Below are 17,762 nucleotides of genomic sequence, written 5' to 3' on the forward strand. Positions count from 1 at the left end.
TCGGAACGCTGGGACGACGCCGGCGAACCCGCAGGCATCGGCGGCACTGTCGAGTTCCGCACCGATGTATTCGACACGGCCAGTATCGAGGTACTGGTCGAACGGTTCAATCGAATGCTGGCAGCGATGGCGGTGGATCCCAACCGCCGCTTGTCTTCTGTGGACTTCCTGGACGAGGACGAATACAACCGGTTGGATGCCATGGGCAACCGATCGGTGCTCGCGGAGTCGGTGGTGCCGGTGTCTGTTCCGGCGGTGTTCTCGCGGCAAGCAGCATGCACACCCGACATGGTGGCGGTGAGTTTTGAAGGCCGCTCGTTGACGTACGGGCAGCTGGATGAGGCGTCGAACAGGCTGGCGCATCTCTTGGTCTCTCAAGGCGCACAGGCTGGGCGGTATGTGGGTTTGTTGATGGGCCGTTCTGCTGATGCGATAGTTGCGATCCTTGGTGTGCTCAAGTCTGGAGCGGCGTACTTGCCGATTGATCCGGCGGTACCCGACGACCGGGTGCAGTTCGTCCTGGCTGATGCCGAGCCTGTGGTGATGCTGTCCTCAGGTGGTTCCGTCGGCCGATTGGCCGAATGCGATGTGCCTGTCATAGACGTCTGCGATCCGTGTATTGCTGATCAGCCCTGTACCCCGTTGCCGGCGCCCGCACCCGATGACGTTGCCCACGTCATTTATACGTCGGGAACGACTGGAGTTCCGAAAGGTGTTGCGGTTACCCATCAGAACGTGACGCGGTTGTTCGACGGACTGGACGTCGGTGTCGAGATGGGGCCCCAGCAGGTGTGGGCCGCGTGTTCTTCTTTGGCATTCGATTATTCGGTGTGGGAGATCTGGGGGGCTCTCCTGCACGGTGGACGGCTGGTGGTGGTGCCCGATTCGGTCACCCGGTCGCCCGAGGAACTGCAGGCGCTGCTTGTTGAACAACGGGTGTCGGTGCTGAGTCAAACACCCTCTGCGGTAGGGGTGTTAGATCCGAGTCTGTTGGGTTCAGTGACGGCGTTGATGGTGGCAGCCGAGGCGTGCCCGCCGGATGTGGTGGATCGCTGGGCACCGGGCCGGGTGATGATCAACGGGTACGGTCCGACGGAGACGACTGTCTATGCCACGATCAGCGCGCCGTTGAAGGAAGCTGGGCCAGCCGGTCCGGCTGTCGTTCCGATCGGGTTCCCGGTTCCCGGTGCGGCATTGTTCGTCTTGGATCGATGGTTGCATCCAGTGCCTCCAGGTGTGATGGGTGAGCTGTACGTGGCCGGTCGCGGTGTGGGTGTGGGTTACGTGCGCCGGCCAGGTTTGACCGCATCGCGGTTTGTGCCATGCCCGTTCGGGGCCCCGGGTTCGCGGATGTACCGGACCGGAGATCTGGTGTCGTGGGGTCCGGATGGGCAGTTGCGGTATGCCGGGCGAGCCGATGAGCAGGTAAAGATCCGCGGTTATCGCATCGAATTGGGCGAGATCCAAACAACGCTCATCAATCTTGACGGTGTGCGTCAGGCAGCGGTGGTCGTCCGGGAAGATCGGCCGGGCGACAAACGTCTCGTCGGCTACATCACCGGCACGGCAGATCCGGTAGATGCCAGGGCGATCCTGGCAGAGCGATTGCCCGGCTATATGGTGCCGGCCGCGTTGGTGCTGCTCGACTCCCTGCCGCTGACCGTCAACGGCAAGCTGGACAAGCGTGCCCTGCCTGCGCCTGAATACAGCGACAGTGACGGATACCGCGCCCCGACGAATCCTGTCGAAGAGATGCTGGCCGCAATTTACGGCCAGGTGTTGGGGTTGGAGCGCGTCGGTGTCGACGATTCCTTCTTCGATCTGGGTGGCGATTCTCTGTCCGCCATGCGGTTGATCAATGCGATCAACGCCAGCCTCGATGCAGACCTGGCAGTAAGCGCCATATTTGACGCACCGTCGGTGCGGCAGCTCGGCCAACGAGTGGGCAAGGCGAGCAGCGCCGAGCAGGTGGTACCCGTTGAAGTGCTCAAGGAAGGCAGCGGCGTTCCGTTGTGGTGCATCCATGACGGTTATGGCCTGAGTTGGTCCTATCGGGCGTTGGGTGAGTTCGTGGACCGCCCGATTATCGGCGTCAACCAAATTTCCAGAGTCGGTGAAGCCGCAGACTCAACAATTCGGAGTATGGCGGAAAGTTATGCCGACAGGCTCCAGGCCCTTCATGGACGTGGGCCGTATACGCTTCTTGGTTGGTCTTTCGGCGGCATCGTCGCGCATGCATTGGGAGTAGAACTCCAGCGCAGAGGTTGCGAGGTCCGGCGACTGGTGTTGGTAGATGCGGTACTGAGCACAAGCAAATTCAGAGCCAGCGTAGTTCGGGCAATCGCCAATAATCGAAACGCCATCGAGGGCTGGGTTCTGGATTACCTTCTACAGACCAACAATATCGCCGTGCCGTTGCACTGGGGGCCGCTTACATACCGACGGGCTGAAGAACTTGTTCGGCGCCAGAACGCCTCTGGTTTCACCCTGCCGCCGAAGGCGCTGATCGAGTTCATGGCGCAGAGTGTCAGCACTGACCAGATGTGCCTCTTGAAGCACATGCCCGAGGTGTTCCACGGAGATGTGGTCGCCTTCTCTGCACTGCGGCGGGTGAGCCACGGAAACGCGGGTACTCGCTCGCGCTCGGGATGGAGCAGGTTCCGCAGTCGGGCGGCCGTTCGGTCCTGTCTGAAGAGTTGGGGACCGTTTGTCGACGGTGATATCGAGGTGACCACTGTGGACTGCACGCATTTCCAGATGTTCAATGCCGAGTCGCTGAGCGAGTATGGCGGGCACCTTTCGACTTCACTGGATTGCTGACGTAGCCGGTCCAAGTCTCGCGTTTAACCCAGGAGGGGTGATGAGGAACATTTTGCGAATGCTGTTCACGGGCACGCTGGGGCTGGTGTCCTACGCACTGTTCGTGTTTGTGCCGGCCGGCACGCCGAACTACTGGCAGGCCTGGGTTCTTTTGGCCGTGATCGCAACCACCGGATGGGTCTCGAGCATCTATTTCCTGCGGACGAATCCCGAGGTCTTGGAGCGACGAATACCGACCGCGGAGACCCGCCCGTTTCAAAAAGTGGTCGTGAGCGGAGTGTTTCTGCTCGGCGCGGCAATGCTGATCGTCAGCGCCCTCGACCACCGATTTGGCTGGTCCGCAGTGCCGACAGCGATGTCCATAGTCGGAAACATCCTGGTCGCAATCGGAATCACCATTGTCCAAGTGGTGCTCGTCCAGAACAGCCATGCCGCGGTCACGGTGCGGGTGGAAGCCGGCCAGCAACTCGTCTCTACCGGTCTCTACGGGCTGGTGCGGCACCCCATGTACACGTGCAACGCATTTCTGCTGGTAGGTGTGCCTCTGGCGCTCGGATCCTACTGGGGGTTGATCTTCATCATCCCGTCTGTGCTCGTCTTCGCGTTCCGCATCCACGATGAAGAAGCGCTGCTTCAAGAAGAGTTGGCCGGCTATCGCGAATATATGCAGAAGGTTCGCTATCGCCTGGTGCCAGGCGTTTGGTAAGTGGTGGCGTCGCCCTTCACAGAAAAGTGCCGGTGAGCGAGAACTCCTTCAAAGCGGTCGAAAGATCAAGGCGCAGTTCATCGTTCGAGTTAGCGCGTCCAGGCAGGTAAGAAATCAGCGAGATGAAAAACTGTCCGTTCACAGTTCCCGAGAGCATGGTCTGAACACCGCCGTACCGGTGCAGCGTCGACGCGGACACCCCGAGGTGGTGCAACCTCAAGGCGAACAATGCGGCGTCCGTCCCATCTGCCCGGCCGGCGGCGGGATCGACCTCTCCGACGTTCGACGCGCCGACGAGATTGAAGGGGTTGCCTCTGGTCGCTCCCCGGGCGGCGTTGAGGATCCTCTCGGACATGAGGGGTACCAGGGCATTCAGGACCTGCTGAGGGTCGGGCTCTTCCGAGTGCCGAATGAGTTCCTGCTTGACTGCTGCTCGGATACTGCGTAGGTCAGTCGTCGCCGATGCGGGATCGACCGTGGCACGTACGCCGCCGATCGCGTTGGCGCGGGTATCGCCCGGGGTGCGTTCGTTGACTGGGAGCGTGACGACCACCGAACCGTCTGTCGCAACACGTCCGGCACGTTGGGCAAGACGAGCCGCCAGCCCCACCAGCAGCGTGTTTCGGGTACCGCCGAGTGCGTGGGCGCAGGCGTCCCATTTGTCGGCATCGATGAAGATGGTTGCCGTTGGGAGAAGATGAGATTCGTCGGTTTCCGGCGGCGCAGGCGAAGCAGCGGTGGGCGGCGCGGCAGCTCCGGTGCCTTTGCGCCCTTGCTGCCCCAGTCGTATCGCGCCGACGATCGCACGGCCTATGGCCGGAATGTCCCTCACGGTTTGTCCGGCATCTTGCCGGATGGCCTGCCAGCGTCCGCGCGACCCGGCAGGCGGCCAGTTGATCGGGTCGTCCTGGCCGAGCGCGGCCTCCATCATCGCCTGCCACAACCCGACGCCATCGGCCAGACAGTGCGAGATGACCAAACTCACGCCCGCCCCACCCTCGGTGAACGGCAAGGTCGCGAGATGCCAACCGGGTCCGTGCTCGGAATCCAGTGGGCTGGTGACCTGCTCGTTGAGCCAATCATCGAATGCCGCACGCGGGCGCGCCAACTCGACGATCTCCAGCTCAGATGAGTTTTCGGGCTTCACCCACCGGCTGCGGCCGAACGGCAAGGGTGACCGGGCGATGCAGCGAGAAAGCCGCCCTCGCTGGATATGGCCGTGAAACCGCTGTAGACCGGCGATGTCGATCGGACGGTCGTACTCCCAGACACACTGCAGCAGAGTGCTCGATCGGGTGGCTTGGTTGATGTCGTACATGGTCTGATCGAGCAGGTCGAGTACGTTGCTCATTTTTGTACGGTACGAGGCCGAACGCCGATTTACCTGACAATTGCAACGAAATGTTCCGGAATCTGCTGCGATAGCACCTTTTACACAGTGTTGGCCAAGCGGTCGGCGAGAATTCCGGCGAACCTGGCCGGATCGTCGGGCAGCCCGCCTTCGGCAAGAAGAGCTGTGCCGTAGAGCAATTCAGCGGTCTCGGCGAGCCGATGGGAACCGGCATCATCGCCGCTCGTAGAATGTGCCTGACGCAAGCCGATGACCAGCGGATGGCTCGGGTTGAGCTCGAGGATCCGCTTGCCGATCGGAACGGTCTGTCCGGACGCCCGGTACATGCGCGCCAATGCCGGCGTGATTCCGAATGTGGGGGTGATCAGACAGGCCGGGGATTCGGTCAAGCGACTGGACAAGCGCACTTCGGAGACCCGTTCGCTCAGCGTCTCCTTCAGCCAGGCCATGAGTTCGGCGAACTCCTGCTTCTGAGCCTCTCGTGCGGCCTCATGTGCGGCTTTGTCTTCCTCGGAGTCGAGATCGACCTCACCCTTGGCGACCGACTGCAGTGGCTTGCCGTCGAATTCAGGTACCGAGCCAACCCAAACCTCGTCGACCGGGTCGGTGAGCAGGAGCACCTCGTAGCCTTTGGCCTTGAACGCCTCCAGGTGTGGTGACTTTTGGAGTTGCTCTACAGAGGGCCCCGTCGCGTAGAAGATCTGTTCCTGCCCATCCTTCATACGTGCGACGTACTCCGGCAGCGTCGTCACGCCCCTGTCGTTCTCGGGGTCGGAGAACGTGGTGGCGAAGGACGAAATCCGCAGCAGCGTGTCCTGATTGTCCACGTCCGACATCAGACCCTCTTTGAGGACGGCGCCGAATTGTGTCCAGAAGGTGCGGTAGTCCTCGGGCTTGCCGGCCTGCAGATCCGCGATGGTCGACAGGACCTTCTTGGTCAGCCGGCGGCGAATCGCGGTGACCTGCCGGTCTTGTTGCAGGATCTCGCGAGAGACATTGAGTGACATGCCCTGTGCGTCCACGACGCCCTTGACGAAGCGCAGGTAGCCGGGCATGAGCTCTTCGCAATCTCCCATCACGAAGACGCGCTTGATGTAGAGCTGGACGCCGGTCTTGGCGTCCCTGGTGAACAGGTCGAACGGGGCATGCGACGGAATGAACAACAGGGCCTGGTATTCGAAACTGCCCTCGCCCCTCATCGAGATGACGGCGAGTGGATCGTCCCAGGCGTGGGCGATGTGCTTGTAGAACTCGTGGTATTCCTCTTCGGAAACCTCGTCTTTGGGCTTGGCCCACAACGCCTTCATCGAGTTGAGCGTCTGCGTTTCCACCGTGACGGTGTCTGGACCGCCTTCCTCGGCAGCCGGCGTGTGTTGCTCGACCTGCATGCGGACGGGCCAGGCGATGAAGTCGGAGTACTTCTTGACAAGCTCTCTGATCTTCCACTCAGCGGTGTAGTCGTGAAGCTGGTCGTCGACGTCCTCGGGTTTGAGGTACAGCGTGACCGACGTGCCCTGCGGTGCCTCATCGACGGACTCGATGGTGTAGGTGCCGTCGCCGCTCGACACCCAACGGGTCGCCCCACTCTCCCCGGCCTTTCTGGTGAGCAGTTCGACCTTGTCCGCCACCATGAACGTGGAGTAGAACCCGACGCCGAACTGTCCGATCAGTTCCTCGGAGTCGGCCGACTTCTTGGCTTCCTGTAGTTGCCGGCGCAGCTCGCCGGTGCCGGATTTGGCGAGGGTGCCGATCAGGTCGACTACTTCTTCGCGTGTCATCCCGATACCGTTGTCGCGCACGGTCAGCGTTCGCGGATCCCGCCCGACCTCGATATCGATGTGGAGGTCAGAGATGTCAGCGGTCCGGTCCTTGTTCCGCAGCGTTTCGAGGCGGAGCTTGTCCAAGGCGTCGGACGCGTTCGAGATCAGCTCTCGAAGAAACGAGTCCTTGTTGGAGTAGACCGAGTGGACCAGCAGATCCAGGAGTTGGCGTGCCTCCGCCTGAAACTCCAACTGTTCGACAGGTGCAGACATGTGATTCCATCCCCACAGATCAACCTACGTTGGCTAGCAAGGAGGAGAATACCGAGCCGCCGCAATCTCTCAGAGGCCTCCCATACCCCTGGCCATGAGTGACAGCCCCACAACGGCGAGGATGGCCGCGACGAACTTTCGGCGGTGGGTGTGTGCCCATTCGTGCAACCGACGGAGTACCGCTTGAGTTCTCGCCGGTGCGACGACGTTGCTGATGAGGATGAACTCCTCCACGAGCAGTACGCCGAAGACGAAGGCGATCAGCGCGATCAACTGGACTTCGAACGAGGCACCCGAGGCGACGACGATGGCGAGCGCGAACAGAATCCCGTCGAGCGGCGGGACCACGATGACCCCGATGACGAACGGGATCCAGGGGGAGCCGTTCTGCCAGGCTTCGCGAAATCGTCCGATCAACCGCCGTGATTTCGGATCGGCATCGCCGTCGGAATCGGCTGGGGTGGAGTACAACAGCCGGGTGATGGCCGGCGGTGCGCCCGAGTCGTCCACGAGTGTCGAGGTGGCGCCGGCCCCGTCTCCCGCCACCCTCCGATGACTGCCCACGGCGACCGGTTTGCGCATCAATCCGCGGGCCACCATGAACGCGGCGATCGCCAGGAGCAGGACCCCTATGCCGATGGTGATGCGCTGCGTGAGCGGGTCGGCGGTGGGATGAGCGAATTTTCTCGCGAACGCGGACGACGCCGGAGTGGAGTGGAGCACGATCAGCGGAATGACGAGGCTGGCCATTCCGATCAGCACTGCGCCGGCCCAGTAGGCGAGCAGATTCTGCACGGGCCGCGGACGCGAGAGCACCAAGAGGATGATTCCGAGGCGTACCGGATTGATGGTGGTCAAAAGCGCTAGTACTACCAACGAGCCCCACATGACCGGAATCCTACCTTGGTTGTTATTTGCTGTTCGGGTTCTTGAAACTTCATCATGTCTATTCCGAGCTCGATTGGCCATGCGAATCCATGGGGCTGCGCAAGTTGTGATGTGTGGTCTCTCTCGGCTGCGCGCGCCCCTCGGGATCGGCTCCCGTCGCTCTCGGTGCTATTCTGCTGTTCTTCCCCGCTCTTTCAGCAACGTGTACTCCAAATTGACTGCTACATAGTCTATTTAAGCCACTTTATGCACGTGTCCACTGAATCGTGAAGTGGTCGATACCGAACGGCTCGGGGGCTCCCGCGGACCGAGTAAGCGAGCGTTGACGGACGTGTCCGACCCACCTCAAGGGGTTCGGCCCCAGGCTTCGTGGGCCGCTGGGCGCAGCGATTCATATGCCGGTTGCAGAATTTGCTGTAGAGAATCTGGCTCAACCGCTTCCCGCCCGGCATGTCAGGCAGCCCCTGCGGGCAGGAGTTTTTCGCACAGCAGGTCTGCCAAGCCGTGTACGGTCGTGATCCCTGTTGCCGAGATGCGTATTCCGGTTTCGTTCTCGATGCGGGTTCGTAATTCGAGTGCTCCCAGTGAATCCATGCCGTACTCAGAGAGCGGGCGGTCCGGGTCCACACTGCGCCGCAGGATCACGCTCACCTGATCGGAGATGACGTGCCGCAACTTGCCTGCCCACTCTTCCGGGGGAAGCTCGTCGAGCTCGGCGTGCAGCTTGCTTGTGCCCGTTGAACTCTGGCCGGTCGACCGGAATGCCTCGGCGAACGGACTGCGTTCGGCGAACACGCTCAGCCACGGCGCGCCGATGATCGGCGCGTAGCCGGTGTACGCCCGGTCGTGGCGCAGCAGTGCTTCGAACGCATACGCACCTTCGTCGGGCGCGATGGCGATTCCGGCGTTCTCGGCCAGCGCGGTGCCGCGGCCAATCTGCCCCCATGCGCCCCAGGCGATGGCGGTGCCCGGTAATCCCTTGGACCGGCGCCACAAGCTGAAGGCGTCCAGCCAGCTGTTAGCCGCGGCGTAGGCGCCCTGCCCGGGGGAACCGACCAGCGCTGCCGCCGAGGAGAACGAACAGAACCAGTCCAGCGGCTGGTCGGCGGTCGCGGTGTGGAGATTCCACGCGCCGTAAACCTTTGGTGCCCAGTCCCGCTCGATGAGCTCGTCGGTGATGTTGGTCAGCGCGGCGTCCTCGATCACGCCCGCCGCGTGCAACACCCCCCGCACCGGGAGCCCGCCGGCGGTTGCCACTGCGACCAATCGTTCCGCAGTGCTCGGTTCGGCGATGTCGCCGCATTCGACGAGGACGTCGACACCGGTCGCGCGGATGCGATCGATGATCTTCGACGCCGGTTCGCTCGGCTGGGAACGAGAAGACAGCACGATGCGTCCGCATCCGTTGGCCGCCATTCTCTCGGCCATGAACAGTCCGAGGCCTCCGAGACCGCCGGTGACGATGTAGGCGCCGTCCGGCCGGTACACCCGCACCTGAGAAGGCGGAACCACAAGCCGGGTGGAGCCGGTGTGCGGGATGTCGAGAACGAGCTTGCCGGTGTGTTGCGCGCCGCTCATCATCCGGATGGCGCTGGCCGCGTCGGCGAGCGGATAGCGGGTGAACTCGGGCATCGGCAGGTCGCCTTCGGCGCTCAGCAGATACACCGTGGACAACAGCTCCCGCAACTGGTCCGGATGGCTGACGGACATCAGCGCCAGGTCCACGGCATAGAACGACAGGTTGCGCCGGAAGGGGAAGAGCCCCAACCGGCTGTCACCATAGATGTCGCGCTTGCCGATCTCCACGAATCGCCCACCGAACGCCAGCAATTCGAGCCCGGCCCGTTGGGCTGCACCGGTCACCGAATTGAGCACGATGTCCACCCCGTAGCCCTGGGTGTCCTGACGAATCCGATCGGCGAACTCCAGGGTTCGCGAGTCGTAGACATGTTCAACGCCCATGTCCCGCAGCAACTGCCGGCGCTGCTCACTGCCTGCCGTGGCGAAGATCTCCGCGCCGACGGCGCGGGCGATGGCCATGGCGGCCTGGCCGACCCCGCCGGTGGCCGAGTGGATCAGTACCTTGTCGCCCGCCTTGATGCGGGCCATGTCGTTGAGACCGTAGTAGGCGGTCGCAGTCGCGATGGTCAGCGCCGCTGCCTCGGCATCGGACAACCCGGTCGGCAAGGTGGTGGCCAGCCGCGCGTCGCAGGTGACGAATGTGCCCCAACAGCCCTCGGCACACAAACCGCCCACATGGTCACCTACCTTGTGATCGGTGACGTCGGGTCCGACCGCGGTCACCACCCCGGCGAAGTCGATGCCGAGCTGGGGAAGCCGGCCGTCGAAGGCGGGGTAGCGGCCGAAAGCGACCAGCACATCGGCGAAGTTGATGCTGGAGGCGGTGACCGCGACTTCGATCTGTCCCGGGCCCGGCGGAACATGTTCGCAGGCCACGAGTTCCATCGACTCCAGGTCCCCGGGGGTGCGGATCTGCAGCCGCATCCGATCGCGTTCGTGATGGGCGATGGTGGTCTGTCGCTCCTCGGGACGGAGGGGGGCCAGGCACAGCCGGGCGGTGTACCACCGCCCGTTGCGCCATGCGGTCTCGTCTTCCTCGGATCCGCTGAGCAGCTGGGCACCCAACTGCTCCACGTCGACGGTCTGGTCCACATCGATCTGCGTGGCGGCCAGATGCGGGTGTTCGGTGCCGATGACCCGGATCAGGCCGCGTAGTTCGGCTTGATCCAGATTGGCCACATCGCCGGCCAGCACGGTCTGTGCATTACGGGTCACGACGTACAGGCGGGGCAGTTCGCCGCTTATCTCCGGCAGTTGGCGGGTCATGTGGACCAGATGACGAACGTATTCACGACCCAACAACGGTGACTGCTCGGCGTGTTCACCGTCATTCGGCGCCGTCACGATGACCACCCCGGTGAAGCGGCCGGCCCGTAGATGGTTGGCGAGCTGCTCACAGGTGAGTGAGTCGTCGGCCTGGTTGGGCCAACTCATGCTGGTGCACAGTGCGCCACGGTCTTTCAGGATGTTGCACAGCTTGTCGGCAACCACGTCCGGGCCGGCGGCGGCGCTGATCACCAGCCATGAACCGGCATCGGCGTACTCCACCTCCGGCAGCTCCCGCTGACGCCATTCGACGGCGAGCAGTCTCTCGCTGAGAACCTGGTCGTCATGCGCGCCTGCGGATGCGCCGGTGCCCAGGCGTAAGCCCTGCACACTCAGTAGCACGGTGCCGTCGGTGTCGAGAACGTCGATGTCGGCCTCGATGCCCGTGGTGTCAGCGGCGGTCAACCTTGTGTAGCAGTAGTGCGCGTTGCGGGCCGGGCCGTATGTGCGCAACCGCCGGACCCCCAGCGGCAAGCCGAGCACGTCTCCGCCGAGCGCCTGGACATCGGGATGAGCCTCGACCGATTGGAAACAGGCGTCCAGCAACGCCGGATGTACCCCGTAGGCGTCCTGCTGTGAGCGGATCGAACGGGGGAGCACCACCTCGGCAAGCACCGTGCGTGCCTCTGTCTCGCCGGTGTACACGGTGACCAGACCGGTGAACGCCGGACCGTACTGAATACCGTGCCGGCCCACCCGGTTACGGACCTCTGAGCCATCCTCGTCGCAGGGATGGACGGTCAGGATCGCGGAGATGTCGTAGCTGGGCGGAATCTCATCCGCCGCGGCCCGCAGGACGGCCGTTGCGTGCCGCCTCTGCTGGCCCTCCTCGTCGGTTTCCACGGTGAAGTCGGCCACGCCGGGAGCCGATACCGTCGCCGAGGCGCCCACCACCGTCTGTTCGTCCAGCAGCAGCGCCTGCTCGAACCGGATGTCACGGACTTCGGAAACCTCACCGATCACGGTCCGTGCAGCAGCCAGCGCCATCTCGCAGTACGCGGCACCGGGGAGCACGGCGACCGAGCGAACCTGATGATCCTCGAGCCACGGCTGGGCTCCGGTGCCGACATCGGACTGCCAGACGTACCGTTCCGGTTCCTCGTGCAGTCGGACGTTGGCCCCCAACAACGGATGCACCGCGATGGTGCAACCGCCGTGGGTCGGAGCTTCCTGTCCACCGCCGCTGAGCCACAGCCGGCGGTGCGTCCAGGTCGGCAGCGGTGCGTCCACCAGCTGCCCGGTGGGGCACAGCACCGAGAAGTCGACCTCGGCGCCGGCGCTGTGAAGGTCTACCAGGAGATCGCGCAGTCCGTTCGGCATCGATTGTTGACGGCGCATCGCGGCCAATGCGGCCATCGGTGTCTCGCGCGCGGCGGCGGTCTGTTCCAGTGCGCGGGTGAGCAGCGGATGGGGCGAAAGTTCGGCGAATACCCGGTGGCCGTCCTCCAGCGCAGCTTGTACCGCGGTGGCGAAGCGCACCATCTTGCGCATGTTGGTCACCCAGTACTGGGCATCGCACACCGGCTGTTCCCGCGGGTCGAAAAGGGTCGCCGAATAGAACGGGATCTCCGGTGTCATCGGCTTGAGATCCGCGAGAGCCTCGGTGAGATCGCTGACGATCGGTTCCACCTGGGGCGAATGGAAGGCCACGTCGACGGGGACTTCGCGGGCCATGATCCCACGTTGTTCCCAGTCCGCCACCAGGTCTCGCACTGTCTGCGTGGTACCGGCGACGACAGTGGACTTCGGCGAAGCGACCACTGCCACCACGACGTCGTTGATGCCGCGGCCCGTCAACTCCGAAAGTACTTGTTTCGCAGGCATTTCCACGGCTGCCGTGGCGCCCTTGCCGGCGATCCTGGACATCAGCCGGGACCTGCGGCAGATGAGTCGTAGGCCGTCCTCCAGCGAGAGCGCCCCGGCGACGACAGCTGCTGCGCCCTCACCCAGGGAGTGGCCGATGACGGCACCGGGGTGCACCCCTTGCGCCCTCATGGTGGCGGCCATGGCGACCTGCATGGTGAACAATGTCGGCTGCAGCCGGTCCTGGCCGGTCACGGTTTCCGGCGACGACATTGCCTCGGTCACAGAGAATCCCGACTCTGCGGCAATGATCGGTTCGGCCTGCGCCACGGTGGCGGCGAACACGGGTTCGGTCGCCAGCAGATCGGCGCCCATTCCCGCCCATTGCGAACCCTGGCCGGAGAACACCCAGACCGGTCCCCGGTCGTCGCGCCCCACTGCGGCTTGATGGGGGGTGTCACCCTCGGCGACCGCACGCAGGGCGGCGACCAGTTCCGGTCGGCTGCCGGCGCTCACGGCGGTGCGTACCGGCCGGTGTACCCGGCGGCGGGCCAAGGTGTAGGCCAGATCCGTCAGGGCGACATCGTCATGTGCGTCGACCCAGTCGGCCAGCCGGCCCGCTGTGCGACGCAGCTCTCCGGCCGAGGTTGACGACAGTGGGAACAGCAGGGACACCGGCGACTGGGCCGCTACCGGCTCCTGGGCCGATACCGGTGCCTGCTCCACGATCGCGTGAACGTTGGTACCCGAAAGGCCGTACGAGGACACCGCTGCGCGCCGGGGGCGGTGCCCGTTGGTGCACCACGGAGTAGTCTGCTGCGGCACAAACAGATTGGTCGGAATCGCGGCGAGTTTGTCCGGCAGGCGGGTGAAATGGAGGTTCTGCGGAACCTCGCCGTGCTGCACGGCGAGGACCGCCTTCATCAGCCCAACGGCACCCGAGGCCGCCTGCGCATGTCCGAGGTTGGTCTTCACCGACGCGAGTGCGCAGGGGCCGTCGATGCCGTAAACCTTGGCCAGACTGGCGTATTCGATGGGGTCGCCCACGGGTGTCCCGGTGCCGTGCGCCTCGACCATTCCGACGGTGCCGGGATCCACGCCGGCTGCGGCCAGGGCCGCCCGATAGACAGCGGTCTGGGCGGCATCCGAAGGGGTTGCGATGTTCACGGTGTGGCCGTCTTGATTGGCGGCGGTGCCACGTACTACCGCAAGGACACGGTCGCCATCCCGCACGGCGTCGTCCAGTCGTTTGAGCAACATCACGACGCAGCCTTCCCCGCTGACGAACCCGTCGGCCGCGACATCGAAAGCGTGGCAGTGCCCGGTCGCCGACAGCATGCCCTCCGCCGAACCGGAAGCGAACTTGCGCGGATCCAGTGCCAGAGTTGCGCCGCCCGCCAGGGCGAAATCACTCTCACCCTCGTGCAGGCTGCGACACGCCAGGTGTACCGCCGTCAGACCGGAGGAGCATGCCGTGTCGACTGTGAGCGCAGGGCCGTGCACCCCGAGCGCGTAGGCGATCCGGCCGGAAGCCAGGCTGAAGTTGTTGCCGCTGAAGCCATATGCCGCTTCCAGGACTTGAGCGTCGGCTGCCAGCATCTGGTAGTCGGCGTGCGTCAGTCCGACGAACACACCCGTCAGTGAGTCGGCAAGCGCATCCCGTGTGAGTCCGGCGTGCTCCATCGCCTCCCAGGCGGTCTCCAGCAACAGCCGTTGCTGCGGATCGAGTGCGGCACTTTCACGTTCGTTGATGCCGAAGAACTCGGCGTCGAAGCCGGCAACGTCATCCAGGAAGGCACCCCACTTCGACACCGACCGGCCGGGCACCCCAGGTTCCGGGTCGTAGTATTCGTCGGCGTCCCAGCGGTCTGACGGAACCTCGGTGACCAGATCGTCGCCTCGGATCAAGGCCTCCCACAGGCGCTCCGGGGAGTCGATGCCGCCCGGGAGCCGGCAGGACATTCCGATGATGGCGACCGGCGTGACGGGTGCGGCAGGCACACGGGCGGTACCGATCCCGGTATCCGATCCCGGAAGCCCTCCACGCACGATTTCGGATGCATTCAATTCGCACTCCTCCCGGCAGGCCTTTCCGCGGTTCATCCGCGATGAGGCCAGATACCTGCATTCGAACGCCGGGCCGCAGAATTTGATCGCCGGTAGCGAGCGTCCAATAGCGGCTCAACGCCCGTCGCGGGCGCTCACAAACGTTAACAGTATGTTCGCTGCGCAAAGTTGTCTCGCGATCGGATCAATCCACAGGTGAGATGCAGGCGATTTCAACTACTTCGGGGTCTTTCGCCTGCTCAAGCCTTAACAGTCAAGATCAGAGGCGTTTCGCCGCCGTCGTGGTCCTGTTTCGCTCATTTCGTCCCACTAGTGCGGAATGACGTGGCTGTGATTCATAAGGCTACTCAAATATAGTTTGCTGACGGTTCTGGATATCTCGGCGCGCTTACCGCGATACCCTGACTCCCGTGGGCGAGGCATCCATTTTGACGTTGCTGCAGGAGCGAGCGGGTCTGCAGGGCGACGACACGGCGATGACGTTTGTTGACTATGAACATAATTTCGACGGGTCGGCAGAGAGCCTGACGTACTCGCAGCTGTACCGGCGTGCGTGCAACGTGGCGCGGGCGCTCGGCGGCTTCGGCTCACCCGGCGACCGCGCCCTGATCCTTGCGCCACAGGGGTTGGACTACATCGTCGCCTTCTACGGCGCGCTACAGGCGGGCCGGATCGCGGTTCCGTTGGCGGTTCCCATGGGAGGTGTCAGCGATGAGCGGGTCAGCTCGGTGCTGCAAGATGCGGAGCCCACGGTGATCCTGACCACCTCCGCGGTCTCCGGTGCAGTCACCGACTACCTCAGGGCCAATTCCCTGGCCGCACCGGCGATCGTCGAGGTCGACACCCTGGATCTCGACGCTGCAGGCGGGCTGGCATCACACAGCGAAAATCCCACGGATACCGCGTATTTGCAGTACACATCCGGGTCGACCCGGCAGCCGGCCGGGGTCATGATGTCGCACCGAAACCTCTTGGCCAACTTCGAACAGCTGATGTCCGGTTACTTCGCCGACTTCGGAAATGTCGTCCCAGAGGGCTCGGCCATCGTGTCGTGGCTGCCCTTCTATCACGACATGGGTTTGTACCTCGGAGTCTGCGGGCCGGTGCTGGCAGGAGTCCCCGCCGTCCTGATGAGCCCGGTGGCATTCCTGCAACGCCCCGCACGGTGGATGCAGATGCTCGCGACCAACGGCCGTACCTACACGGCTGCACCGAACTTCGCGTTCGAACTGGCGGTGCGCAAGACGTCGGACGCGGACATGGCCGGGCTCGATCTCTCTCAGATTCTCGTCATCATCACCGGTAGCGAGCGGGTTCACCCCGCAACGCTCGAGCGCTTCACCCAGCGGTTCGCCAAATTCAACCTGGACCCCGCGGTGATACGGCCTTCCTACGGGATGGCCGAGGCCACGGTGTACATCGCAACCCGCGAAGCGGGTGAACCGCCGGCGATCGTGCGTTTCGAATCCGAAACGCTGACCGCCGGCACCGCGCAGCGCTGTGAGGCCGGAACGGGCACCCCGCTGGTCAGTTACGGCATCCCGGTCTCGCCGACGATCAGGATCGTCGACCCCGAGACCAACGCCGAGTGTCCGCCCGGAACCGTCGGGGAGATCTGGGTATACGGCGACAACGTCGCAAGCGGCTACTGGAACAGGCCGGATGCAACCGAGTCGACCTTCGGTGCGAGGATTGCCGCTCCGGCGGTGGTTACGCCCGAAGGCCCGTGGCTGCGCACCGGGGATTCGGGATTCATTTTCGACGACGAGTTGTACGTCATCGGCCGGATCAAGGATCTGCTGATCGTGTACGGGCGTAATCACTCTCCCGATGACATCGAGGCGACCATCCAGGAGATCAGCCGGGGCCGGTGTGCGGCCATCGCGGTCCCGGACGGCGCTACCGAAAAGTTGGTCGTGATCATCGAATTCAGGAAGCCGTCGGAATCGGTCGATGGACCGGCCGAGCAAATCTCGGCGGTCAAGCGTGATGTCACCTCGGCCATCTTCAACACCCACAGTCTGGGAGTGGCCGACCTTGTTCTGGTGCCTCCAGGTTCTATCCCGATCACCACGAGCGGCAAGGTCCGGCGTGCGGCCTGTGTCGATCAGTACCGGCAGGGCGAATTCGCCAGGCTGGACGCGTGAGTGCCTGTTCGGGGAATGGAACGTGAACCTTGCCTACGCCGATCACGGCGGCGACGGGGAGCCAGTGTTGTTCATCGCCGGTCAGGGCGGGGTAGGGCGGACCTGGGATCTCCATCAAGTACCCGCATTCCGCGCCGCCGGATATCGGGTGATCACGTTCGACAACAGAGGTGTGGGCGCGACGTCGGACGCCGAGGGCTTCAGCTCGGCGACAATGGTTGCTGACACGGCCGAGCTGATCGAGCGACTCGATCTTGGGCCCGTCCGGGTGGTGGCGGTCTCGATGGGCTCATATATCGCACAGGAATTGATGCTGTCCCGTCCCGAACTGATACGGCAGGCCGCATTGATGGCAACCCGGGCCCGTCACGACCGCACGCGGGAATTCTTCCGTACCGCCGAAGAGGATTTGGCCGGTGCCGGGGTGCGGTTGCCGGCCACCTATGATGCGAAACTACGCTTGCTTGAGAGCTTTTCACCGAGAACGCTGAATGATGAGGAAGCCGTACGTGACTGGATCGACATGTTCACCAGGTGGCCGGCGAAGGTGACACCAGGTATTCGCGCTCAATATGGCGTCGCGCCGCGAAGCGATCGGCGACCCGCCTACCGTACGATCACCACCGACGTCCTCGTCATCGGATTTGCCGACGATCTCGTGATGCCGCCGTACCTGGGAGCAGAGGTGGCAGATGCGTTGCCCAACGGGCGATATCTCGAAATCGCCGATACCGGACACCTCGGTTTTCTGGAGCGGCCGAACGTCGTAAACGAGGTAATTCTGGACTTCTTCCTGGTTGGTGCCTGCGGACGTGCGTAGAAATCGCGAAATGACCCCGACCCACAGCTGTCCCGCAGCGATTGCTCAGAGATGCGAGACTATTAGCTGCGTTAAATTCCGTTCCCACTTCGACGGTGTGCGATATGGATTACGATCCCGTATCACCTTGGGAATGGGCCGATATGGAGGTGGCCTGAATGATCTACTTGTCAGGTTCGAACTGTCCTGCCCGAGCTACCGTGTGTCTGCCGTGACCACA

General features: G+C 63.6%; 8 protein-coding genes. 4 read left to right on the forward strand and 4 right to left on the reverse strand.

What is annotated here, in order from left to right; genetic code table 11:
- Both A5779_RS34890 and A5779_RS18995 read left to right on the forward strand, forming a co-directional pair.
- Positions 1 to 2,820 (forward strand): non-ribosomal peptide synthetase (locus tag A5779_RS34890; RefSeq protein WP_413784926.1); only part of this gene is annotated, 2,820 nt, incomplete at its 5' end.
- Positions 2,821 to 2,860: 40 nt separating this feature from the next.
- On the forward strand, positions 2,861 to 3,526 hold the full coding sequence (locus A5779_RS18995; protein WP_064884550.1) for a methyltransferase family protein: 666 nt from the start codon (positions 2,861 to 2,863) through the stop codon (positions 3,524 to 3,526).
- Between the two features lie 16 nt (positions 3,527 to 3,542).
- On the opposite strand, the gene A5779_RS19000 is transcribed toward A5779_RS18995, so the two are convergent.
- The 4 genes from A5779_RS19000 to pks2 form a co-directional block, all read right to left on the reverse strand.
- On the reverse strand, positions 3,543 to 4,877 hold the full coding sequence (locus tag A5779_RS19000; RefSeq protein ID WP_064884552.1) for a WS/DGAT/MGAT family O-acyltransferase: 1,335 nt from the start codon (positions 4,875 to 4,877) through the stop codon (positions 3,543 to 3,545).
- 80 nt (positions 4,878 to 4,957) lie between these two features.
- On the reverse strand, positions 4,958 to 6,910 hold the full coding sequence (gene htpG, locus A5779_RS19005; RefSeq protein WP_064884554.1) for a molecular chaperone HtpG: 1,953 nt from the start codon (positions 6,908 to 6,910) through the stop codon (positions 4,958 to 4,960).
- 69 nt (positions 6,911 to 6,979) lie between these two features.
- The gene (locus A5779_RS19010) at positions 6,980 to 7,798 is read right to left on the reverse strand and encodes a GAP family protein (protein ID WP_064884556.1); all 819 of its coding nucleotides are present in this window, start codon (positions 7,796 to 7,798) and stop codon (positions 6,980 to 6,982) included.
- A gap of 453 nt (positions 7,799 to 8,251) precedes the next feature.
- Complete coding sequence (gene pks2 / locus A5779_RS19015; RefSeq protein WP_413784927.1) at positions 8,252 to 14,509, reverse strand: sulfolipid-1 biosynthesis phthioceranic/hydroxyphthioceranic acid synthase; 6,258 nt, start codon at positions 14,507 to 14,509, stop codon at positions 8,252 to 8,254.
- Between the two features lie 476 nt (positions 14,510 to 14,985).
- Between pks2 and A5779_RS19020 the strand changes: the two genes are divergently transcribed.
- Together A5779_RS19020 and A5779_RS19025 are read left to right on the forward strand one after the other, a co-directional pair.
- On the forward strand, positions 14,986 to 16,722 hold the full coding sequence (locus A5779_RS19020; RefSeq protein ID WP_064884558.1) for an AMP-binding protein: 1,737 nt from the start codon (positions 14,986 to 14,988) through the stop codon (positions 16,720 to 16,722).
- Positions 16,723 to 16,744: 22 nt separating this feature from the next.
- Positions 16,745 to 17,542 carry an alpha/beta fold hydrolase gene (locus tag A5779_RS19025; protein ID WP_064884560.1) on the forward strand — a complete coding sequence of 266 codons (798 nt, stop codon included), beginning with the start codon at positions 16,745 to 16,747 and terminating at the stop codon, positions 17,540 to 17,542.
- Positions 17,543 to 17,762 lie beyond the last annotated feature (220 nt).

Source organism: Mycolicibacterium peregrinum, assembly GCF_001665625.1.
Lineage (GTDB): Bacteria > Actinomycetota > Actinomycetes > Mycobacteriales > Mycobacteriaceae > Mycobacterium > Mycobacterium peregrinum_B.